The organism is Kineobactrum sediminis (assembly GCF_002868715.1).
Lineage (GTDB): Bacteria > Pseudomonadota > Gammaproteobacteria > Pseudomonadales > Halieaceae > Kineobactrum > Kineobactrum sediminis.
Genome location: NZ_PKLZ01000008.1, coordinates 108295 through 129512 on the forward strand (window position 1 = coordinate 108295; position 21218 = coordinate 129512).

Annotated in this window: 20 protein-coding genes and 1 tRNA gene; 14 read left to right on the forward strand and 7 right to left on the reverse strand. The window is 58.8% G+C overall.

Translation table 11 applies throughout. The annotated features are described in order from the left end of the window. Positions 1–103 precede the first annotated feature (103 nt). The 7 genes from CWI75_RS10225 (at position 104) to CWI75_RS10255 (ending at position 3760) form a co-directional block, all read left to right on the forward strand. Positions 104–778: a Bax inhibitor-1/YccA family protein gene (locus CWI75_RS10225; protein WP_101521412.1), complete on the forward strand. Its 675-nt coding sequence runs from the start codon at positions 104–106 to the stop codon at positions 776–778. Positions 779–847: 69 nt separating this feature from the next. After that, entirely contained in the window at positions 848–1240 is a 393-nt protein-coding gene (gene tusD / locus CWI75_RS10230; protein ID WP_101521413.1) for a sulfurtransferase complex subunit TusD, read from the forward strand. A gap of 3 nt (positions 1241–1243) precedes the next feature. After that, a complete protein-coding gene (locus tag CWI75_RS10235) occupies positions 1244–1615 on the forward strand; it encodes a DsrE family protein (RefSeq protein ID WP_101521414.1) in 372 nt (123 codons plus the stop codon). A 3-nt stretch (positions 1616–1618) separates the two neighbouring features. Beyond that, on the forward strand, positions 1619–1912 hold the full coding sequence (tusB, locus tag CWI75_RS10240; RefSeq protein ID WP_101521415.1) for a sulfurtransferase complex subunit TusB: 294 nt from the start codon (positions 1619–1621) through the stop codon (positions 1910–1912). A gap of 5 nt (positions 1913–1917) precedes the next feature. Further along, positions 1918–2235, forward strand: a complete 318-nt coding sequence (locus CWI75_RS10245) for a TusE/DsrC/DsvC family sulfur relay protein (RefSeq protein WP_101521416.1) — start codon at positions 1918–1920, stop codon at positions 2233–2235. 52 nt (positions 2236–2287) lie between these two features. Continuing rightward, positions 2288–3388: a tRNA (uridine(54)-C5)-methyltransferase TrmA gene (gene trmA / locus CWI75_RS10250; protein WP_101521417.1), complete on the forward strand. Its 1101-nt coding sequence runs from the start codon at positions 2288–2290 to the stop codon at positions 3386–3388. 90 nt (positions 3389–3478) lie between these two features. Then, entirely contained in the window at positions 3479–3760 is a 282-nt protein-coding gene (locus CWI75_RS10255) for a 4a-hydroxytetrahydrobiopterin dehydratase (protein ID WP_101521418.1), read from the forward strand. A gap of 18 nt (positions 3761–3778) precedes the next feature. Here CWI75_RS10255 and CWI75_RS10260 read toward each other — a convergent pair whose 3' ends face one another. Next, positions 3779–4714: a hypothetical protein gene (locus CWI75_RS10260; RefSeq protein WP_101521419.1), complete on the reverse strand. Its 936-nt coding sequence runs from the start codon at positions 4712–4714 to the stop codon at positions 3779–3781. Between the two features lie 3 nt (positions 4715–4717). After that, on the reverse strand, positions 4718–5347 hold the full coding sequence (locus CWI75_RS10265) for a dUTP diphosphatase (RefSeq protein WP_241521165.1): 630 nt from the start codon (positions 5345–5347) through the stop codon (positions 4718–4720). Between the two features lie 181 nt (positions 5348–5528). On the opposite strand from CWI75_RS10265, the gene mscK reads away from it, so the two are divergent. Beyond that, the gene (mscK, locus tag CWI75_RS10270) at positions 5529–8801 is read left to right on the forward strand and encodes a mechanosensitive channel MscK (protein ID WP_162300050.1); all 3273 of its coding nucleotides are present in this window, start codon (positions 5529–5531) and stop codon (positions 8799–8801) included. Between the two features lie 100 nt (positions 8802–8901). On the opposite strand, the gene CWI75_RS10275 is transcribed toward mscK, so the two are convergent. Both CWI75_RS10275 and CWI75_RS10280 read right to left on the reverse strand, forming a co-directional pair. After that, a complete protein-coding gene (locus CWI75_RS10275; protein WP_101521422.1) occupies positions 8902–9318 on the reverse strand; it encodes a c-type cytochrome in 417 nt (138 codons plus the stop codon). A 420-nt stretch (positions 9319–9738) separates the two neighbouring features. Next, positions 9739–9825: transfer RNA gene (locus CWI75_RS10280), tRNA-Leu, on the reverse strand. Positions 9826–9957: 132 nt separating this feature from the next. On the opposite strand from CWI75_RS10280, the gene CWI75_RS10285 reads away from it, so the two are divergent. Both CWI75_RS10285 and CWI75_RS10290 read left to right on the forward strand, forming a co-directional pair. Then, on the forward strand, positions 9958–12732 hold the full coding sequence (locus tag CWI75_RS10285) for an AsmA family protein (protein ID WP_101521423.1): 2775 nt from the start codon (positions 9958–9960) through the stop codon (positions 12730–12732). A gap of 68 nt (positions 12733–12800) precedes the next feature. Beyond that, positions 12801–14159, forward strand: a complete 1359-nt coding sequence (locus CWI75_RS10290; protein ID WP_101521784.1) for a sodium-dependent transporter — start codon at positions 12801–12803, stop codon at positions 14157–14159. A 31-nt stretch (positions 14160–14190) separates the two neighbouring features. Here CWI75_RS10290 and CWI75_RS18480 read toward each other — a convergent pair whose 3' ends face one another. Both CWI75_RS18480 and CWI75_RS10295 read right to left on the reverse strand, forming a co-directional pair. Beyond that, complete coding sequence (locus tag CWI75_RS18480) at positions 14191–14364, reverse strand: hypothetical protein (RefSeq protein WP_175580211.1); 174 nt, start codon at positions 14362–14364, stop codon at positions 14191–14193. A 57-nt stretch (positions 14365–14421) separates the two neighbouring features. Continuing rightward, entirely contained in the window at positions 14422–15453 is a 1032-nt protein-coding gene (locus CWI75_RS10295) for a MerR family transcriptional regulator (protein WP_241521166.1), read from the reverse strand. A 159-nt stretch (positions 15454–15612) separates the two neighbouring features. Between CWI75_RS10295 and CWI75_RS10300 the strand changes: the two genes are divergently transcribed. Continuing rightward, the gene (locus tag CWI75_RS10300) at positions 15613–16914 is read left to right on the forward strand and encodes a sigma-70 family RNA polymerase sigma factor (protein ID WP_101521424.1); all 1302 of its coding nucleotides are present in this window, start codon (positions 15613–15615) and stop codon (positions 16912–16914) included. On the opposite strand, the gene CWI75_RS10305 is transcribed toward CWI75_RS10300, so the two are convergent. Beyond that, a complete protein-coding gene (locus tag CWI75_RS10305; RefSeq protein WP_101521425.1) occupies positions 16890–17801 on the reverse strand; it encodes a TIGR01777 family oxidoreductase in 912 nt (303 codons plus the stop codon). The genes CWI75_RS10300 and CWI75_RS10305 overlap by 25 nt on opposite strands. Before the next feature lie 92 nt (positions 17802–17893). Between CWI75_RS10305 and CWI75_RS10310 the strand changes: the two genes are divergently transcribed. From CWI75_RS10310 to CWI75_RS10320, 3 genes are all read left to right on the forward strand, one after another. After that, on the forward strand, positions 17894–18733 hold the full coding sequence (locus CWI75_RS10310; RefSeq protein ID WP_101521426.1) for an NAD-dependent protein deacetylase: 840 nt from the start codon (positions 17894–17896) through the stop codon (positions 18731–18733). 21 nt (positions 18734–18754) lie between these two features. After that, the gene (locus tag CWI75_RS10315) at positions 18755–20194 is read left to right on the forward strand and encodes a cryptochrome/photolyase family protein (protein ID WP_101521427.1); all 1440 of its coding nucleotides are present in this window, start codon (positions 18755–18757) and stop codon (positions 20192–20194) included. A 116-nt stretch (positions 20195–20310) separates the two neighbouring features. After that, on the forward strand, positions 20311–21168 hold the full coding sequence (locus CWI75_RS10320) for a hypothetical protein (protein WP_101521428.1): 858 nt from the start codon (positions 20311–20313) through the stop codon (positions 21166–21168). Positions 21169–21218: the final 50 nt, after the last annotated feature.

Genomic DNA, 21218 nt, shown 5'->3' on the forward strand with positions numbered 1-21218 from the left:
CTTCCAAACAGATACGAAGAAGGTTGGTTTTTGGGAACTTCAGCACTATCATGTGTCTAACTCGGTGACCAATCTCACACGCAACGCAACGGAGTGTCAGGCAATGCAAGAGAAACCCTTATACAACATGAACTCAGCCGGGATGGATTCGGTAGTCAGTACCAACAGGGTACTGAAAAATACCTATATGCTGCTCGGCATGACACTGTTGTTCAGCGCCATCACGGCCGGCATTTCCATGGCCATGGGGCTACCCCAGGGCGCTGCACTGATATTAATGCTGGTGGGCTTTGGCCTGTTGTTTGTCGTGCATAAAATGGCCGACTCCAGCAAGGGTCTACTGGCCATATTTGCCTTTACCGGCGTGATGGGTGCCTCGATCGGCCCCATGCTCAACCATTATATGGCAATGCCCGGCGGCCCGGCGCTGGTTATGCAGGCGCTGGGTGGCACCGCCATCGTGTTCTTCGGCCTGTCCGCCTATGCCCTGACTACCCGCAAGGACTTTTCCTTCATGGGCGGGTTTCTCATGGTCGGCCTGCTGGTGGCGGTCGTCGCCATGATCGCCAATATCTTCCTGGCGATTCCGGCACTATCGCTGACCATATCCGCTGCCGTAGTCATGATCATGTCGGGTCTCATCCTGTATGACACCAGCCGCATCATCAATGGCGGGGAAACCAATTATATTCGCGCAACGGTCGGCCTGTACCTGAGCATCTACAACCTGTTCATCCACATGCTGCACCTGCTCACCGCCTTCGGCGGCGATGACTGACAGCCACGCGCGCAACGCCCCTGAACCCCGGTCTATGCCGGGGTTTTTTGTTGCGGCGACGTCCACACGATGATCTATTCACTACTGGTTCTCGCGGCCCCCACCTCAGGCCATGCCAGCCTGACCGCGGCCCGCTTCGCCCAGGCGGTCGTGGCGCGGGGACACCAGCTGAAACGGGTATTCTTCCTGGATGATGGTGCCCTCACGGGCCTTGCCGGCACGATAACCCCGCAGGACGAAGCCTCGGCACTGGCGCAATGGCAACAGCTGGGCGCCAACCACGAAGTAGAACTGATATTGTGTATCAGCTCCGCCCTCAAGCGCGGAGTGCTTGATGCGACCGAGGCCGAGCGCTACGAACGCAATACTGCCACCATGCACCCCGACTTTGAACTCGGTGGTCTGGGATTACTGGTGGAAGCGATGCAGACCTCTGATCGTCTCATCACCTTTGGCCAGTAGCTGATGGCGACCACGGCACGCAAGTCGGTATTGGTAGTCACCCGCCACGCCCACCAGGGCAGTGCACTGGGCCGGTCGGCGCTGGACGCTGCCCTGGTCAGCGCCACCTTCGAGCTGCCAGTGACGTTGCTGTTCCAGGGGCAAGGCGTACTGCAGCTGCTGCCAGAGCAGGATTGTACCGAGGCGGGTATTCGCAACCTGCGCAAGGTTATAGAGTCCCTGCCCCTTTATGACATTACCCCCATTTACGTCGACGCCGCTGCCGCCGCGCGTTATGCCCTGCAGGCAGAGTTGCTGCCACCCCAGGCGCAATTAATCAGTCTCGACCGGCAGCGACAGCTACTGGCGGACCACGACCATATTCTGGGGTTCTGACCGATGCCGTTGCACACCCTCAACAAGGCGCCCGGACACAACGCATTCAGCGACTGTATTGAACGACTGGCGGCGGATGATGCACTAGTACTGCTGGGGGACGGTGTTTACGCTGCGCTGGCAACAACGGCGGCAGCTTCCCGGCTGGCTGCCAGTGGTGCGACCATTTATGTGCTGCGGACAGATGCCCTGGCCGCCGGCGTGGCCACACGACTCATGTCGGAAGCCACGGTAATAGACGATGCCGGGTTTGTCGCACTGACAGAACACTGGCCACAACAAATGGCCTGGCACTGACCCCCATGCTGCCCGAGTCTGCCTTCGACAAGGACGGGTTCCTGCGCCGGCTCGATGCCTGGACGCCTGCGGTTGCGGAACAGATCGCAGAGCGCGAAAACCTGGCTTTGACGCCAGCTCACTGGGAGATCCTGCAGTTGTTGCGCGACTACTACCAGCGTTTCGACAGCTCACCGGCAATGCGCGCACTGGTAAAATATACCGCTCAACAACTGGGGCCGGAAAAGGGTAAAAGCCTGTATCTGCTGTCACTGTTCCCGGGTTCTCCCGCGAAGCTGGGCAGCAAGATTGCCGGCCTGCCCAAGCCCGACAACTGCCTTTAAACCATAACTCCTGACCCTGATCCAACGAGACTGACCTGATGAGCCCGCCCCGATGCCCCTGAGCCGCTTTGATCCCGACCGATACCCCGAGCTTCTGGCCGCCAAGGCGGCAACCACCAGTGCGCTGCTGCAACCCTTTGCAATGCCTGAACCCATGATAGTACCCTCCGTGCCCACCGGTTTCAGGATGCGGGCGGAGTTTCGGATCTGGCACGATGGGCACAAGCTGGACTATGTCATGTTCCGCCCGGGTGAGCCCGACAAGCCGATACCGATACATGACTTGCCCATCGCCTGCGAGCGGATTCGGGCGCTAATGCCGCTATTGCGGCAGCAGCTGCAGGACACACCGCTACTGCGCCACAAGTTGTTTCAGGTGGAATTCCTCAGCACCCTGGCTGGCGATACGCTGGTCACCCTCATTTACCACCGCAAGCTTGATGAACACTGGCGGGAAGCCGCGACTGCACTGGCGGCACTCCTGGATATTCCCTTGGTAGGACGCGCTCGCAAGCAGAAAGAGATAATCGGCCGGGATTATGTCACCGAAGTACTGCCGATTGAGGGCCGGGAATATCACTACCGACAATACGAACAGGCCTTTAGCCAACCGAATGCCAGGGTGAACATCCGCATGATTGAGTGGGCCTGTCGGGCCGCTGCGCCACTGGGCGGCGATCTGCTGGAGCTTTATTGCGGTAACGGTAATTTTACCCTACCCCTCGCCCGCCATTTCAACGCCGTGGTGGCCACAGAGCTGGCCAAGGTTTCCATCCGCGCCGCCCAGTGGAACCTGGAGGCCAATCGGGTTAACAATGTACAAATGATCCGCCTGGCAGCGCAAGAGGTGTGCCAGGCCATGGCGGGGGAAAGGGAGTTTCGCCGCCTGGCCGACCTGCCGCAGCCGCTGCCGGCCTATAACCTGGATACGGTGCTGGTGGATCCTCCACGAGCCGGCCTGGACGCCGCAACAGAGACTATGGTGCAGGGCTTTGCGACCATCATCTACGTGTCCTGTAATTCCCACAGCCTGGCTGAAAACCTGCAGAGCCTGGCAGTCACCCACGATATCGTCGACTTTGCGCTGTTTGATCAGTTTCCCTACACTGATCACATGGAATGTGGTGTGGTGCTGCAGCGGAAGTCGCAATAGCAAAAATCGTTACTGTTACTGCGATCATGCGGCCGGCAACGGCAGTGTCAGCGTCTATACTCAATAATGTTCCCGTTAAAGGTAGCCATTATGCAAGCTGAAAAACTGACCGCGGACGAAATAGAGCAACGCCTGGTGAGCCTTCCTGAATGGGGCCTGGACCGGCACAAGCTCTATCGGCACTATGTTTACACAACCTTTATTGAAGCGTGGGGCTTCATGAGCCAGGTAGCCCTGCTGGCGGAAGTACAGAATCACCACCCGGAGTGGAGCAACAGTTATGGTCGGGTGGAAATCTACCTCACTACCCACGATGCTGGTGGTATTACCGAGCGTGACTTCAAATTGGCCCGAGCGATTGACCTGCTCTGACGGCAAATCGTAAAACCTTCAACAACGAATCCCGAAGGCAAGCAGCCCGCGGCCCAGCACCTCGTCCAGGTACTCGGCGTCGCCGGCTTTTATTTCCAGGTGGCGCAAGTCCAGAGACGCATAGACCTCCTTGTTGCGCAGCCAGGCAGCCAGTTGTGCCGCGGGCGCCCCGTCCTCCCAGCAATCGATATAGACACGGCCCGCAGGCAGGTAAAAATCAGCATACAGTTCTTCTTCGACGGGTAGCGCGCGTTTGAGAGCATGTGCCTGTTGGGCAAAATAGAGCCAGTCACAGACCGCAGCCTGAAGACAGGTGCCCGGGTGATGGCCGTCGATACCGCGGCATTCAACCATGGGCGCGGCGATCGGGCCGGCACTGGCAAACAGGTCCGTTGAGTCATGGCCGGATACCGTTCGCTCGACGGGGCCGGCCGGTTCCGCCGCGGCTGTAACCGCCTGCCGGGCAGTCAGCCGCTCAAGCTCGCGCTGGATCACCGGATGGTCGACGATCTCATGCGGCCAGCTCACATAAAAGGCACCGCTACTCTCACTCTGCACCTGCTGCCCCCCGAAATGCTTGCCCAGGGCCGTGAGTTCCCAGCCCAGGATAGTGGACTGCTGCAAACCGAATTCCGCCAGCGCACGATTAAGGTGGCGTGGCTGCAGGCCGGGGTAATAGCGCCGCATCTGGCTGGCACTGATACGCTGGTTGGATTCGATTGCGCTCAGCAGGGGATGTTGCACTAACGCCTCCGGCCAGACGATATAACGGCCATAGCGCTTGCTGTCGCGGTAACAGCCTCCTTCATACTCGCCTTTCGGAGTCAGCAGCCAGTGCTCGTCGCGGCGCTCAATCCAGCCATAGTCCCTGAGCGTGGCAAACAACTGTTGCAGCGGGATATCCAGGGCCCGGGCCAGCGCGGTAGTGGACAGACGGCTGTCATCCCCGCTCACCGTCTAGCCTCCGGCTGCCGCGGCACTGTAGCGCGCTTCCAGCGACGCATACACCTGCTCGGCAAAGTCTGCCGCGGTACTGTCGTGACTGGCCAGCACTTCAACCAGGTGCTCGTTGTCTTCCCGGCCCTCCCAGATCTTGATATAGGTGCCCTCCTGGTAGCCGTAGTCCTGGCGCAGGAAATTAAGGACATTTTTGCCAACATAGGCCGTGTAGAGGGTACCGAAGTCAAGCCCGGCGGCCAGCATCAGTTCCCAGAAACGGGTCGGTGAAAAACCTTTGGTCTGCAGGGCGTGCAAGGCAAGGGCCTCTGTGGCCTCGCGCACACCCAGTCCCTCGGGCTCAAAGTCGCCAATCTCGGTTGCCATCCTGGCCGCCATGGTGTCGATACCGTCGCCGTCGGCAAACAGCGCAGAGAGGCCAAAGTGCCAGATATCAATCACCTCCAGTTGCACCTGTGGCAGGTCCGGCGCCTGCTTTTTCCACCACTTGTAGCCGTAGTGCTCCAGCAGCTCGCCACATTCAATCCAGAGCGCCCGATACCAGGCGAAGCCCTGTTCAGTCCATTGCGGGTGAACCCGCGTGTTCATCCGGTCCTGCATGGTCAGCATTGTTCTGAATGCCTGCTCCACATTACGCTCCTGCAATTTGGCTGGCTGAAGGTGCAAGGATAACAGCGCAGCCCAGCGCGCACCACGGCGGTTTGCAACGGCTACAATTCGCTTCGCTCTTGGCTATTTTTTACACTGACTGCACTTCCCATAGTTGCGCTGCAGGGCTAACCTTCCCGCTCGTTATTCGGGAATGGTATGTATGTCTGGATTCAGCCTCAGGCTGTTGGGTTTTCTGTTGCTGGGCCATCTGGCCTTTACGGCTGTGGCGCAGACCGAAACCACTGCAATCACCTCGGTACAGAGCGAACTCCGGCTGCTTGGCGAGAGCGGCCTGCCCGAGGCTGAAAGACAGCAGTTACAGACCCTGTATCAGGCTACCCTGGACTTTTTGCTCGACACACAAAGGCTGGAAACAGAGCAGGCGGAATTGCGCAAGCAGCTGGCTGAGGCTCCCGGCCGAATAAGCAGCCTGCGCCAGCGAGTTGAAGAACTTCAGCTGCCAGCAGCCGAGGCTCTGCGCAGTCGCTTTGCCGAACTCGAACTCCCCGAAGTGGAAGAGTTACTGCGCGACAAGCTGGCCCAGTTGTTTGTCTGGCAGGGGCAACTGACCAATATCAACAGCGAGCTGATTGCGGCACAAACACTCCCCGAACGCTCCCAGGCGCGAATTGCCAACAACCAGGCCCGGGAACAGGCGCTGAGCGAACAACTGCGCCAGGCGCAAAAACAGCCGGAAAGCCGCAGCAACAGGGCGCGTATTGAGCAACTGAGAGCCGAACGCGCAAATCTGGCGGCACTGAATGATCTGTTACAACAACGCCTTGCGGGTAACAGACTGCTCCAGGATCTGGCGCAACAGCAGCGCGACTTGTTAAGACGCCAGATACGCGCAATGGAGCTTGAAATCGATGTCCTCCAGGAGGTACTGGATAATCGTCGGCGCACCCAATCGGAGCAGGCGATCTCCGCAACGCGGGAACAGCAGCTTTCGGCCAATACCCACACGATATTGCTCACTGAGGTTAGCCTGAACCGACAGCTGAGCGAACAATTACTGGCCTCTACCGTAAGGATCGGGGAGATAACCCGCAGGAATATTACCCTCGCCCAACAGGTTGACAACCTGATCCAGGTTGACCGTGCCCTGGAGCAGCAGATTGCCGTACTCGAAGGCAGCATCCTGCTGTCGCGTATTCTCCAGCAACAAAAAGCAACCCTGCCCAGGGTGCGCCTGCAGGCGGATATCGCCGACGAAATAGCGGACCTGCGCCTGCGTCAGTTCGAACTCAACGCGTTGCAAACTGAACGCAGCGACCCCGACGATTATGTGTCGATGCTACTTGTCGAGCTGCCGGAACACGCCCGGGCAGAACAATTCAAGCCTTTACAGCGTATTGTCAATGACAGCACCAGGCTGATTGAACAGCTGCTGGATATCACCAGCTCCCAGTTGAGCCAGGCCATTACCCTGCAAATGAGACAGCGTCAGCTACAGGACCTGACTGACAACCTGAAACAGGTTATCAACAACCAGCTTATCTGGGTGGCAAGCGCACGACGCATTGATCTGCCCTGGCTGCTGGAGCTACCCGAAAATGTCTATCGCCAGTGGCAAAGCCTGCCACTGGCAACGGGGCTTGAGCTGTTACTCCGATCGCTCGCAAACAACTGGGGCTGGCTATTGGCCCTCTCGGGTATCCTGGCCCTTTATGCCCGCGCCAGGCCCGCATTACGTCGCCTGCTCGCAGCTCTTAATGAGGACGTCAGGGACTTCCATCGCGATAGCGCTACCCACACGTTAAAAGCGCTGTTGCTAACCGTGGCCATTATTGCTCCGGTGCCCCTGCTGATCGCTGCGTTCGCCCTCTTGTTGTTCACGCTTGAACCGCCCCTGCCCATAGCGGGGTATGTCCTGTTACAAGTCGCGCTTGCGTGGTTCGTATTGCACCTGTTCTACCGGGTACTGGATAACGACGGAATTGCCTGTCGCCACTTCCATTGGCCGGAACCGATGGTGCAGCAACTGCATAAACTGATCAGCCGTATCGCACCGATTTTACTACCTTTGGTGTTGACTATTGCCGTCAATCTGTCCGTGCCTGAATATCTCGGCCAGGACGTTATTGGCAGGGTACTTATCCTGGTGGGCATGTTGCTGCTGGGTGCACTTTTTTATCGCACCATGCGGTCCAGCAAGCATTTATACGAGTCGCGAACGCGTTACCTTGGGGCGATGCTGGCCCTCGTGCTGACGCCTCTGGTACTGGCGGGGATGGCGTTCTGGGGCTACCAGTACACTGCCATGAATGTAGCCAACCGCTATCTCTATACCCTATACCTGATGGTAGGCTGGCTGCTTGCCGAAGGTACTGTTGTGCGTAGCCTGAGTGTCGCCGCACGTAAGCTGGCATACCAGCGTGCCCTGACAAAACGGGAGCCGGAAACGAATGAGGATACCCCCGAACCGGGAGCTGACCTGGAGACCCGAGAGGTAAACCAGCAATCATTACGCTTGGCCAGGCTGGGTATTTTTGTACTGTTTGCGGTGCTCATTTACCTGGTCTGGTCCGACCTGGTGGGTGCTGCGGCCTACCTGGATTCCATCAGCCTCTGGCAATATAACGCGGGCACCAGCGAGTCTCCACAACTTGCCCCGATGACCGTGGCCGACGTCCTCGGCGCACTCCTTATTGTGGTGTTTACCATCACCCTGGCACGCAACCTGCCAGGGCTACTGGAAATAATGGTGCTCTCGCGGCTGAACCTGCAGCAGGGTAGCAGTTTTGCCATGACCACCATGCTCAGCTATGTCATCGTCAGTGTGGGCATTATCAGCACACTCTCCGCCCTGGGAGTGAGCTGGAACAAGCTGCAGTGGCTGGTGGCGGCACTGAGCGTCGGCCTGGGCTTCGGCCTGCAGGAAATTTTTGCCAATGCCGTTTCCGGGGTGATCATCCTGTTTGAACGCCCGGTCCGTATTGGCGACGTGATCACTGTTGGGGATCTTTCGGGCACCGTCAGCCAGATTCGTATCCGTGCTACCACTATTACCGATTTTGATCGCAAGGAAATCATTATTCCCAACAAAACCTTTGTCACCGGCCAGCTGATCAACTGGTCACTGAGCGATACGCTGATTCGACTGGTGATAAGTGTGGGCGTGGCCTATGGTTCCGACCTTGAGAAAACGAGAGAATTGCTGCTGCAGATCGCCAGGGACCATCCGGATGTGCTCAAAGAGCCGGAACCGACCGTACTGTTTCTGAGTTTCGGCGACAGTAGCCTGAATCACGAATTGCGGATTTTTGTCGGTGACCTGAACACCCGGCTTACCGTTCTCGACGAGGTAAACCGGCAGGTAGACACACTCTTCAAAGAGAATAATATTGAAATTGCCTTCCGCCAGGTGGACCTCAACCTGCGCAGCAGTGAAGGCCTTGATCAGCTGGTGGCGCGGTTACCGGCAAAATAACCGGTTTCCGCCCCGATCGACCTGATGACTGCCCTGGCCGTTGAATACTGCTTACCCGAACCAGAAACCTGGCCGGGCTCTTTTGGCTGGCCTTACCGGCTTAAAAAGTTTTTACGTATGCCGCCAGGTTGTTTATGTCGGAATCAGTCATTGGTTTTGCGACACTCCACATCAACATGCTTTGCTTTCCGCGTGTTTCACCCGCTCGGTAAGCTTCCAGTTTGCTGGTTATATCCCCTGTTAATGCGGGGCCTATGCCACCTCCCCCCTGAGCACCATGGCAACCAATACACTGCGCATAGTAGGTTTCACCCAATTCTGCCGGGGATGAGGAAGCCGCCGCGATTTGTTTGATTTTTTCCTGCTGTACTACGCTGCCGTTTTCGGCGAGCCAGGATTCGTAGCAGTCACCAACGCACCGGTTGCCATTGCCACTCCAATCCGGGTTGTTTGAGGACATTGCATAATAACAGAGACCTGTAATAAAGATGATGGATACCGTAACCGCCGCTTTCATTGCTAGTCTCCGCTACTTCAGCATATTGAGTTTAATTTTCATTACCGTCTTTCCTTCGTTCTCACAACCCGAACTTTCAGGAGTTTGTCTTCCATGGTTTTTTAATACCCTGAACATAACGCTCCTTGCATCCCGACAGGTATTTTCAAGACCTCTACCGGAAGCAGACCGCGCCGCGGACTATACATCTTTCGTGCTCCCCGATGCAGGTTGAAGACCCTCATCCTCGGCGCGATGACGAATTCCATCTGGACAAAACATAGTTTTTGCAGGACATCAGCGAGCTGACGCGGAGAGAGGACATTGCAAGGGGGAAAGAGGGCCGACGTACAGCGGGCCCACTCTGGAATTCCGTGATGCTTTTGTGCGTGGGGACAACCGGAGGATTGAGGAATTCGTTGTCGAAAACAGGGCGCTGGATGGTGCGAGTGGCGGGACTTGAACCCGCATGGCCGCGAGGCCGACAGATTTTAAGTCTGTTGTGTATACCGATTCCACCACACTCGCATGATTCCCTGGCTACCGCTGATTATAACGCTGGCCTCAGCGCGCCGCGATGATAGCACACCACTGAATCCGGGCAAGGCCTGAGGGCTCACTGGTGTTATACTTGGGCCCTGCAGTGATGAAACCTGAGCCATGCGTGCCTTCCTGATCTTGCCTGTTGTGCTGCTTGCGAGCCTGCTCGCAGCCGGTGCCGTGTTGTTATCGACACCCGCCCTGCTCGTGCCGACGGCGCAGTGGGCGGTCGCGCGCTTTACCCCGATGCGCCTGGAAGTAGCGGGGCTTGAGCTGAGTTTACCCGCACTTGATCTGCGCGCCGAGGCACTGCATCTCTACCAGCAGGATACCCAGGGCCCCGCTTTGTTTTCGATGCTGGATTTCAGGGGCAGTACGACTCTGCGCGATCTCTGGCAGGGTAACCTCCTGGCTACCGATATCCGTGCCGCCAGCATCGTGGTCTACGTAGACACCGACGATACCGCCCCTGACCCCACCCCACGACAGTGGCTGGAATATTCCCGATACCTGCCCCGCCAGACGGACATCGGCAGTATTCATGCCATAAGAAGCGGCGAGGCCGTAGCCATTTTCCCGCTTGTTAACCTGCAGGGGTCGCGACTGGCGCAAGGCGGTTTCCAGGTATCAGCCGAGGTGGATCATAACGGCGAGACACATTACGTGCAGCTACAGACCACGGCGCTGGACGAGGTTGGCCAGCGGGCGGGCATCATAATCAACGCAACGGTCGAGGCGGCCAACAGCGATAGCCGCGCCGAGCTTGCAGGCACCATAACTGCGGATGCCCGCGACCTTCATTACGATCTTTCGCTAACCGCCGCCCTCAAGGATGTGGCTACGCTGCTTGAGGCGTTCCCTGGCGCGCCAGCAGTGTCCGGGTCACTCACCCTGCAGGGGCGTCTCGCGGGAGACCGTTCAGGATACCAACTCACTGACAGTATTGTGAAGCTGGACAACGCACCCGCCTACACCTTTGAAGCCAGCGGCAGCCTGCGCCGCCAGGGGCATGCCGACCCCGTTCTGGCACTCGTCGCCTCCGGGCAAATGGACAGTTTTGAACATTTGTTGCGCTGGCTGGATTTCGATGTGTCACCGCTGGGCAGTGTCCGCGCCAGCATTGCCCTCTCCGGCACCCCCGCCGCCATAGCGGTCGATCAGCTGACCATCGTCTCCGAAAACAGCGAGGGGTTGTGGATCAGCCTCAACGGCAGCTCCGGCGCCGGTAGCCTGGGTGCTGCCCGGTTGCCCCCGGAGAGCCAGTTCAGCCTGTACGTACACGCCCCGAGCCTGGCGGCACTCAATCCCTGGCTTGCACAACCGCTGACACTTGATGCGGGACCCGGGTGGCTGTCGGCGACTTTGCTGGAAAACCAGGGGCAGCTGCGGCTGCAGGATATCAAGGGACAACTGGGCCGGGCTGAAGACATTTTGCTTAATATCAATGGCAACATCGCCAGCATTGACCTGCAGACGCTATCACACCCCGAGGCCTTCAAGGGCATCAACCTGGACTGGGATATTGCCAGCCCTGATGTTGCAAAAGCGGCCGACTCGTTGCAGTTCGAACTGCCTGCCTATCTCCAGGTCGATGGCCAACGTATTGAGGCCAGAGGGCGACTGCAATACCGACAACAGCAGGTGGACTTACTCGACCTGCAAGCCAGCTTACAGGGCCAACAGACTACCGCGACAGCGACCGGTAACATCCATGATGTCACGGGGCATTATCAAGTCAAAGTGAGACTCGATTACACCAGCACCAACAGTGCGCTGCTTGAGTCGCTCAGCGGCCTGCCGCTCGAGCCGGTCAGGGGTGAACTGAACCTGACGCTCAACCCCCTGGAAACCCTGGTGGCAGGTACTACCCGTGTCGGTACAACCGATATTTCGACCCAGGCGGCACTGGCACACCGTGAAGGTCAGGTCACCAGCCTGAGCGCGACTATTGCCTCTCCCCGGGTGCAACTGGGTGACCTTGGGCTACAGGCGGAAACGGGCGTGAATGCATCTTATCGACCGGTGGAACAGCTGGACCCGGTGCTGGAACGCGGCTCCCTGCGACGGGCACTCGAGCTGGTACCACGCTATCCCCTGGACCTGAGAATAAACCTTGGCGCTCTGCGCGGCGCCGCCACGGCCTTTGATGCGCTGGACATTCACATTACCGGTGAGCAGAACCAGTACCTTCTGCGTGAATTTGATTTCAGCTACGCCGATGCTCGCGCGGAAATTCGCGGTATTGTGGACATCACCCTGGACCCGCCCCGGTTCAGCGTGGCCGGACAGGCATTGTCAGTGCCGCTGAGCAGTCTGGGGCAGGATCTTGGCCTAAAGCAAAATATTAGCGGCACACTCAATCTGCGTGGGGGACTTAGCGCAGGGGGGCTGACGGCCGCGGAATTACTGACAACGCTGGACGGTACGCTGGGTATTGCGCTGGAAGACGCCACCATCGAGGGGGCCGCCTACGATGTCCTGGCGAGCGGATTACTGAACTGGCTGTTTTCCGGAGCCGCGCTAAGGAAGTCGACCTCAGTCGATTGTGTCATGGCACAGTTTTCCGTCGCACAGGGCATTGCCCGCACACAGGATATTTTCATCGAATCCCCCAACATGATCGCGACCGGTATTGGTGAGCTTGATCTGCCACAAAAACAGATGTCGCTTACCCTGACACCTCGCTCCAGGCTCAGAACCATCCAGGTGCCCTCCAGCATCAGCCTCCGCGGTGACATGGCTAGCCCACGGACCTCGATATCGCCCGTGACGGCGACGCTTGATGTTTACTCCGAAGCAATGCTTTTTCTACCGCGACTGGTACTCAAAATTTTCGGTGCCGGCAAACCGGCCGAGACCACCGAGCATCCCTGCAAGATTATGCCCGTGCAATAGCGCAGGCGTTGACCACGGACCTCATGTTACAATTTCGCCGACAATAAAAGCAGGGCATGGACGACAATATGGCATCTACCCGGGGCGAATTCAGCTCACGATTCGGTTTTATTATGGCGGCGGCGGGCAGCGCCGTAGGCCTGGGCAACATCTGGGGATTTCCTACCCAGGCGGCCAGTAACGGTGGCGCGGCATTTTTGCTGATCTATCTCATCCTCGCCTTCACCCTCGCCTACCCTGCTCTAATGGCGGAACTGATTATTGGCCGCCATGCTCACGCCAATGCGGTCAGTGCCCTGCGCCAGATTTCCCCCAATGCGACGCTACGCCGGATTGGGGCCGGCACCGGTATTATCGGTTTCATTGTAGCCAGCTTTATTCTCAGCTTCTATGCCATCGTCGCTGGCTGGATGATGGCCTATTGCCTCGCCGCCATTGCCGACCTGTTCCAGCTAACCGGACTCTCCCAGTGGCTGACGGGATTCGGGCTGGAGCGCAATATACTCTTTATGTTGACCTTCATGGCCCTGACCGTTGGCATCATCTCCGAGGGTGTTCAAGCGGGGATTGAACGCTGGTCCAGCCGCCTGATGCCACTGTTACTGGTTTCACTGGTTCTGCTGGTAGCCTACGTGCTGACCCTGGATGGCGCCATGGACGGCCTGCGCGTGTACCTGCTACCGGACTTTGATCGCGCGCTGTCTCCCGGGCTTATTGTCAAGGCGCTGGGGGCGGCCTTCTTTTCCCTGTCACTCGGGGTTGGCACCATGCTGATTTACGGTTCCTACATCAACGATCGCGAAAACCTGCCGGTGGTAGGCGGCCTGGTCACCCTGGTAGACATTTCCATTGCAGTACTCGCCGGCTTTCTGGTACTGCCGGCGATGTATGTGGCCCTGCACAACGGCGTTGAAATCTTTACCGCCACCGGGGACCTGATCTCCGAAGATACGCTTATTTTCACCGTATTGCCGGCGCTGTTTACCAGCATGGGGCTGGCGGGGGTGGTTGTTTCATGCGTATTCTTTTTCCTGATGAGTATCGCCGCCCTTACCTCGTCCATCTCCATGCTTGAGGTCCCGGTAGCCTATACCATTGAACAACATGGGGTCACTCGCAAGCGGGCTGTCGTTGTCATCGGGCTGGTCATTGCCCTCTTCAGCACTATCATCCTGATTAACTTTGACAGCCTGTTCGGGCTGGTGGTGGCGATAACAACACGTTATAGCCAACCACTGCTGGGCTTCATGTTCTGTTTTTATGCCGGCTGGGTGTGGCGCCGGGACCAGCTCCTGCAGGAACTGCGCCGCGGCAATGAGAATGTTGAACACACGCTGTTCTGGAAGATCTGGCCCTGGTATGTCCGTCTGGTTTGCCCGCTGATCATTCTCGTTATCTTTGTACAGTCCCTGTTTGGTAGCAGCTAATCGCCCCGCGTAATGAGCGCCCTGCGCGAGCTCAGGAAGACTTGTTGTCGCGCGGGGTTACCGAGAAGAAAAAGATGCCATAGCCGAGGCTGGCGATGGCGAATACCAGCGCCACCCAGTCACCGGTTTGCAGATAGACCCAACCGCTGAACACCAGCATGGCCAGCGTAACAACAATCCCGATAGCACGCGCTGTGGCGGACATTTCCACCTCCCGTCAAAACCATTGGCTCAAGGGCCAATCATAGCATTCCCCGGGCGCTCAGGCTGCATCTCCTACCGGCGAGTCGGTAATCGTCCTCAGAACGCTCTGGTATTCATCGGCATGGCCCTCGAGCACTGCTTGCAGGGCTTTCTCCATCAACCAGCGGGCTTGCGCCGCATACGCATAAACGCAGGCATGCACCGCCGCTTCGTTCCAGTTTTCCACCGAGCAACTGGCCGAATAGTCCTCAAACGAGGCCAGCGACCGAATCAGGTCGGCGATGTGGCGGGGACACTCGCAGTCAAGGGCGTTTTTGAGCTGACGCGCTCCGCGCAACTGCAGTTCGTTGAACTGGCGGGGCTTGGCAGTCATCAATTCACCCAGATTCGAGTCACCTGCGCTACGCGTTTTATCGGCGATGCTACGCGCCAGCTCGTAAGCGAGATAAGCAGGATCGGGCGGGAATGTTGTCGCGGCGATATTCTGCTCTTCCAGCGCGGTAAGCCAGCGCTCGTTGGCAAACTGGTAGCACACGACTGCCCGCTCAACATCCAGTGCCTGCATAAGGTCGCCAAGCTGGCGAACCTGGGTCCCGCCGAGATTTGTACATTCGACCACCAGAGAGTCGGCCGTCCCGATCTGCGGATAAAAATCCGTCCCGATATCGGCCAGCGCCGTACGCACCAGTAGCGCATTAACGTTAGCCAGGCAGCCCTGGTGCTCATCCAGCCATTCACACAGCTGATCACCGACAAACACGACCCGTGGCTTCGCCGCAGGCACCGCCGCGCGACCATTCTTGCCGCGACCCCGCAAGAGCATCTCCAGCGTCTTGCGCTCTGTAGAGGCGATTTCACCAATACGCGACCCGTTATTGACCAGCGCTGCAATAATCTGCATATGCTCCAGGTCGGACTGTGTATATTGTCGCCGACCCGTGGGCGACTTGTAGCTGGCGCCCAGGCCATAGCGGCGCTCCCATACCCGAAGGGTATCGGGCTTGAGCCCGGTCAAGCGGGCAACCGTGCCTATGCCGTACAATGGCCTGGACTCCAGAACAGCTTCTTTCATCGCAATAGCTTCTTTCATGGCTTTAACACCTCGGTAATTTTAGAGTTGATACGCTGCAAAGCCGCGCCTGGATGCCCTGACCAGGTTATGTCTGCATGTTATCTGGACAACTGACCAGATAACTTGTCCAACTTTCGGCTCCGACACGTATACACAGCAAACCAGAAGGAGAGACTTGTGGATATACGGAAGATTGATACAGACGAAGGCGAACTCGAACAGCTGTTCGCACAAGCGCGCCGTTACCCATTACTCAGCGCGGCCCAGGAGCGTGACATCGACTCCAGCAAATGGCGGGCTGTCGAGGAGCTATTAAACCTGCTGATAAAAGCGCAGGGGGGCAGAAATATGCTGGGCGATCTGCTGCAGAGAACCGGTAGCCAGCCACCCGACGTCGCCGATTTTGCCAGCCGCGAACACCATTTCCTGCTGCGCCGGGAACTGGTGGACTATCTGCCTGGCGGCGCCCGGGTCACACAGCTGAAATTGTGTGCCAATGCCCTGACAGCGGATGAACGGGACGCTGCACTTGAGGCAGCCCAGGACATGAAGCTTCCGGCCAGCCTGGTCGTCGGCATCGGCGGACTCGTCGCACGCCACAATGGTCTGACGATCAAGTGTCGCGTGGCCGATGCCCTGGCCGCCTGGAGTGCGGCGGCCGATGACGGCCAGCTACAGGCGTCGCGCTATGCGCTCGATCACGCCAGCCTGGCACCGATCAAGCTGGCGCTTTCGCGCTTCAACCAGGCGCGGGATACGCTGACCCTGCACAACCTGCGCCTGGTGTATTCCATTGCCGGCAAATACACCGGCAAGGGCGCGCCCTATCGCGACCTCATCCAGGAGGGAACCCTGGGCCTGATAAGAGCCGCCGAAAAGTTCGAGGCCGCCAAGGGCTACCGGTTCAGCACCTACAGCTACAACTGGATCTCACAGGCAGTTCGACGCTATGTCAACGACGGGGCGGCCCTGATTCGGTACCCGACACATGTGCGCGAGCAGGTCGGCAAGCTGTACCGGGAACGCAATGCGATCTGGTCAGCAACCGGCGAAGAGCCGCGCGAAGACGAGTTGGCCAGCGCTACAGGTATGGAGCCCGACAAAACCCGGCAGCTACGTCAGCTCAGGAATATGGCGGTGTCGTTGGATGCGCCGCGATTTGAAGACGAGGATGATTCGCTAATCGACAGTTTTGATGGTGGTCCCTTTGAGGATATCGCCGCACCGGCGGAGTCGGCCTCTCTGCAACGCTGCCTGCTGCAGGAAATCGAGAGCCTTGAGCCAGCTGAAAAACAGGTGGTCATTGCGCGCTGGGGCTTGCATCAGGGGCCACCGCTAAGCCGGGCCGAAATTGCCGACCGTATGTCGGTCAGTCGGGAATGGGTACGGCAACTGGAGCGTTCAGCGCTGGAAAAGTTAAGCCACAATAGTGTCGTGCGCGCCGCTGCGCAGGATCACGGCAATCTGTCCCCGGCGTGACCGTTGAAAATAGCGTCCAGGGCCGATTCCACATGAGGGTGACGAAAGCTGAAGCCGGCTTCAGTAAGGGCAGCGGGCAACACGCGCTGGCCGTTGAGCAACAGCTCATCGGCCATTTCGCCCAGCAGCAACCGCAATACCGGCCCAGGGACTGGCATGCCGGGCAACGTGCTGAAGTGGGCACGCATCGCCTCACAGAACTCCCGATGGGTGACAGGATTGGGCGCGGTGACGTTGAACACTCCATGCAACTGTTCTTCCTGCAACAGGAAGCGCATGGCCGCGACCACATCCGCGCGGTGGACCCAGCTGAAATACTGGTCGCCGGTACCCGGCCAACTGGCAATCCCCATGCGAAAAGAGCGCGCCATATCAGTGAGGGCCCCACCTCCGGCATCGAGCACTACACCGAAACGCATGATACAGGTACGAATTCCACTGTCCGCCGCGCGCCCCGCTTCAGCTTCCCACTGCCGACACAGGTCGGCGGCAAAGCCGGAACCGACCGGCGCGCTTTCATCCAGCGGCTGCTCCCCCTGATGACCATAGATACCGATGGCACTGGCACTGAGAAATGCTGCGGGCTTTTGCTCCCGTTGCGCCAGGTAGTCAACCAGATTGCGGGTGGTTTCAGTGCGGCTGGCAACCAGCTCACGCTTGTAGGCCGCGTCCCAGCGTTTGCCCGCCAGAGAAGCACCGGCAAGATTGATCACCGCGTCTATGGGGGGGGCCAGGGGCACATCGTCCAACGCGCGCACGTAGCGGCAGGAAGCGCTATTGTCGTGAGCGCCGCGGCTCAGTACGGTAGCCTCATGGCCGTCGTCCGTCAGATTGCGGATCAATGCACTGCCGATAAAGCCCGTGCCACCGGTTATTAATAGATGCATGCTTATGCCCCGTTAGTTTTAAACTTGATACGGTCTTGCCAGTTACTGGATCAATCCACAATGGCACGGCAAGAACCCTTTACAGAGAACCTATGACTACGTTAGCAGATGAACTGACTCAATTCCGGGATTTCGTCCGCCAACACCCGCGCCTGGTAATCCTGACCGGGGCGGGTATCAGTGCGGGTTCGGGTATCCCAACCTATCGCGACGCGGAGGGTCGGTGGCTATACAGTGAACCGATCCAGCATCGTGACTATATCCAGAAGCCGGAAACCCGTCAGCGTTACTGGACCCGTTCATTCTATGGCTGGCCGGCAATCAGGGATGCCCAACCCAACGCCGGACACCGCGCCCTGGCGCTGTTGCAGCGCCAGGGGCATGTGGATTTGCTGGTAACCCAGAATGTCGACCGGTTGCACCAGCGGGCCGGAAGTAGCGAGGTTATTGATCTGCACGGTCGACTGGACCGGGTACGCTGCCTCACGTGCGCGCGCTGTGTTCCCCGGGAATGGATGCAGGCACAACTGAGCCAACATAATCCAGGCCTGAACAGCCTGGTCCAGGCGGTGTTACAACGCCCCGATGGCGACATGGCCACCCCGGATGCCCATGCCCACAATACCCGGGTACCCGCCTGCGAGCACTGTGGTGGTGTGCTTATCCCCGATGTCGTATTCTTCGGCGGCACTGTGCCGCGAACGAGGGTTGACCTCACCCTGGAAGCCATTGCCCGGGCCGATGCCCTGTTGGTTATCGGCAGTTCGCTGCAGGTGTATTCCGGTTTTCGTTTTTGCCGGGCAGCGCATGCGCAGGGTAAACCGCTGGTGTTATTCAATCCCGGCCACACGCGTGCGGATGATCTGGCCACCCTGAAATTTGCCAGTCCCTGTGACACCTTGCTTAGCGGCCTTGGCAACAACTCCGTTTAATCTGCCGAATGAAGACCAGCCATGACTGACCTGTGTATTTACCTGTTCCGCCACGACCTGCGCATTGCCGACCTACCCGGCCTGGCTGCTGCCGCCCAAGTGGGCCGCATCCTGCCGGTGTTCATTCTCGATGATGACACCCTTGGCGAGAATACCCCGGGTGGCGCCAGCCGCTGGTGGTTACATCACAGCCTCGCCGCCCTGAGTGCCGACATTACCGCAACCGGTGGCCGCCTCGTGCTGCAGCGTGGTGACACCGCCAGGTGCCTGCAGCGCCTGGTGGCGCAGACTGGCGCGGCGGCTGTGTACTGCAGCCGTGGCTATGCGCCCCACGAAGTGGCGCTGGAGAAAGCACTACACGCCGCACTTACCGAGGCGGGGGTAGACTTCAAGCGGTTTCCGGGGACGCTGTTGTTTGAGCCCGAAGCCATCGCCAACCAGGCAGGACAGCCGTTCAAGGTATTTTCGCCCTTCTGGCGCCATTGCCTGCGCGGCGACCACCCTGCGCAGCCGTTGGTTCAGCCCCAGCAGTGGCCCTGGGTCCCGGACATTGGTCGGTCGGACGATCTCGACAGCTGGAACCTGTTGCCGCGGAACCCCGACTGGGCCGCAGAATGGCACGAGCTGTGGACTCCGGGCACGGCGGGTGCGCGCGAACGGCTGGCACACTTTCTGGACGACGGGGTGAGCCGTTATGCCGATGGCCGGGACCGCCCGGCTGAATATGCCACGTCACGACTGTCCGCGCATCTGCACTTTGGCGAAATATCGCCCCGCGAAGTCTGGCACAGGGCCCGGCAACGGGTGGCTCAAAAACCGGCCCTGGAAAGCCAGGTAGACAAGTTTTTAAGCGAGATCGGCTGGCGGGAGTTCTCCAACCACCTGTTGTTCCACTTCCCCACCATACCGCGTGAGCCCTTCAAGGCACAGTTTGCGGGCTTTCCCTGGCTTGGCGGCAAGTCACTGTTACAGGCCTGGCAGCGCGGCCAGACAGGCTACCCGGTAGTAGACGCGGGAATGCGCGAGCTGTGGCAAACGGGCTATATGCACAACCGTATGCGTATGGTCACCGCCTCCTTCCTGACCAAGCACCTGCTGATCCACTGGCGCGAGGGCGAACGCTGGTTCTGGGATACCCTGGTGGATGCGGACCTGGCAGCCAACGCCTGCAGCTGGCAATGGGCGGCGGGTAGCGGTGCCGATGCCGCGCCCTACTTCCGGATCTTCAACCCCGTCACCCAGGGGCAGAAGTTTGATACCGAGGGCGAGTATGTACGGCGCTGGGTACCGGAACTGGCCCGACTGCCGGATCGTTATCTGCACCGCCCCTGGGAGGCCCCGGCTCCGGTCCTGGCCGAAGCCGGAGTGGTCCTGGGCGATCATTACCCGGCACCGGTTGTGGATCATCGGGAGGCACGCGAGGCGGCCCTGGCGGCCTATCAGCAGATCCGCTCTGGCTGAGCTTGCATAACAGGGCCAATGCGATCGACGCCCACGCACTGGAAATTCGCTGCATTAAGGTCGATACTGGGCACAGACTGGGTCACTCCCGGCCCTGACTGACAAGGAGTCACGCTATGCTTAAATTGATGCGTTATGCGCTTTATCCAACGGCCGCACTGGGCCTTGTCCTGGCTAGCAGCCTCTCCAGCGCCGACATTGCGCAAGTGGTTGACCAGCAGGGCAACCGCACGACCTTCGAATACGAGGGGGACAAACTGCGGATCAATAGCGACGACCAGCAGGGCTACATGATCATGCGTGACCGGAAGCTCTACGTGGTTACCGAGGACCAGGGTGAATTCGCAGTGATAGACCTGAGCCAGGCCATGTCCATGTTTGGCGGTTTCGCCAAAGCCGCCGTACCCGACATGACCGATGTCCGGGTTGAGTCCCTGCAGGCAACGGGTCGCAAGGAGACGCTTGCCGGCATACAGGGTGAAGTTTATCTGCTCAAATTCACAGATCATGAAGGCAAGGCCCAGCAGACGGAAATGACCCTTTCTCCGGACCCTCGCGCCCTAGGCTTCCGCGATGCCATCAACCGTATGGCCACCAACCTGGCTGGCTTGCTGGACCAGCAGCAGAGCTCGGACCATCTCCAGGGCCAGCTCACCTCGAGAAACCTGGGTGTACTGCGCTATGGCACCGATATGCAGGTAAGCACCATTGACGCTACCGTCGTTGATCCCGCCAGATTCGTCCTGCCGGCAGAACCCACCGACATGTCCGGCCTCGGCAAAATGTTCGGCGGTGGCGGCAAAGACAGCGCGGACAATTCATCAGGCGGCGGACTGTCCGGATTGTTTGGCGGCAATAACAACAGCGAGGAGGAGACCCAGGAGAAAAAACCTTCGGCGCAGGACATCGAGGAAGCCGCCACAAAAATCGGCAACGAAGTGGGTAAGGCATTCGGTAAATTATTCGGTAACTGAAACCTGATACCGGGAGGGGCGGCTGGGCAAGTCCCTCCTCTCCTTCTTAC

Coding starts and splice junctions, on each gene's coding strand:
- CWI75_RS10285 (WP_101521423.1), top strand. CDS start 9,958: ATGCGTGCCTTCCTGATCTTGCCTGTTGTGCTGCTTGCGAGCCTGCTC.
- CWI75_RS10225 (WP_101521412.1), top strand. CDS start 104: ATGCAAGAGAAACCCTTATACAACATGAACTCAGCCGGGATGGATTCG.
- CWI75_RS10290 (WP_101521784.1), top strand. CDS start 12,801: ATGGCATCTACCCGGGGCGAATTCAGCTCACGATTCGGTTTTATTATG.
- CWI75_RS10235 (WP_101521414.1), top strand. CDS start 1,244: ATGGCGACCACGGCACGCAAGTCGGTATTGGTAGTCACCCGCCACGCC.
- CWI75_RS10315 (WP_101521427.1), top strand. CDS start 18,755: ATGACTGACCTGTGTATTTACCTGTTCCGCCACGACCTGCGCATTGCC.
- tusB (WP_101521415.1), top strand. CDS start 1,619: ATGCCGTTGCACACCCTCAACAAGGCGCCCGGACACAACGCATTCAGC.
- CWI75_RS10310 (WP_101521426.1), top strand. CDS start 17,894: ATGACTACGTTAGCAGATGAACTGACTCAATTCCGGGATTTCGTCCGC.
- trmA (WP_101521417.1), top strand. CDS start 2,288: ATGCCCCTGAGCCGCTTTGATCCCGACCGATACCCCGAGCTTCTGGCC.
- tusD (WP_101521413.1), top strand. CDS start 848: ATGATCTATTCACTACTGGTTCTCGCGGCCCCCACCTCAGGCCATGCC.
- CWI75_RS10245 (WP_101521416.1), top strand. CDS start 1,918: ATGCTGCCCGAGTCTGCCTTCGACAAGGACGGGTTCCTGCGCCGGCTC.
- CWI75_RS10320 (WP_101521428.1), top strand. CDS start 20,311: ATGCTTAAATTGATGCGTTATGCGCTTTATCCAACGGCCGCACTGGGC.
- CWI75_RS18480 (WP_175580211.1), bottom strand. CDS start 14,364: ATGTCCGCCACAGCGCGTGCTATCGGGATTGTTGTTACGCTGGCCATG.
- CWI75_RS10275 (WP_101521422.1), bottom strand. CDS start 9,318: ATGAAAGCGGCGGTTACGGTATCCATCATCTTTATTACAGGTCTCTGT.
- mscK (WP_162300050.1), top strand. CDS start 5,529: ATGTCTGGATTCAGCCTCAGGCTGTTGGGTTTTCTGTTGCTGGGCCAT.
- CWI75_RS10255 (WP_101521418.1), top strand. CDS start 3,479: ATGCAAGCTGAAAAACTGACCGCGGACGAAATAGAGCAACGCCTGGTG.
- CWI75_RS10295 (WP_241521166.1), bottom strand. CDS start 15,453: ATGAAAGAAGCTATTGCGATGAAAGAAGCTGTTCTGGAGTCCAGGCCA.
- CWI75_RS10305 (WP_101521425.1), bottom strand. CDS start 17,801: ATGCATCTATTAATAACCGGTGGCACGGGCTTTATCGGCAGTGCATTG.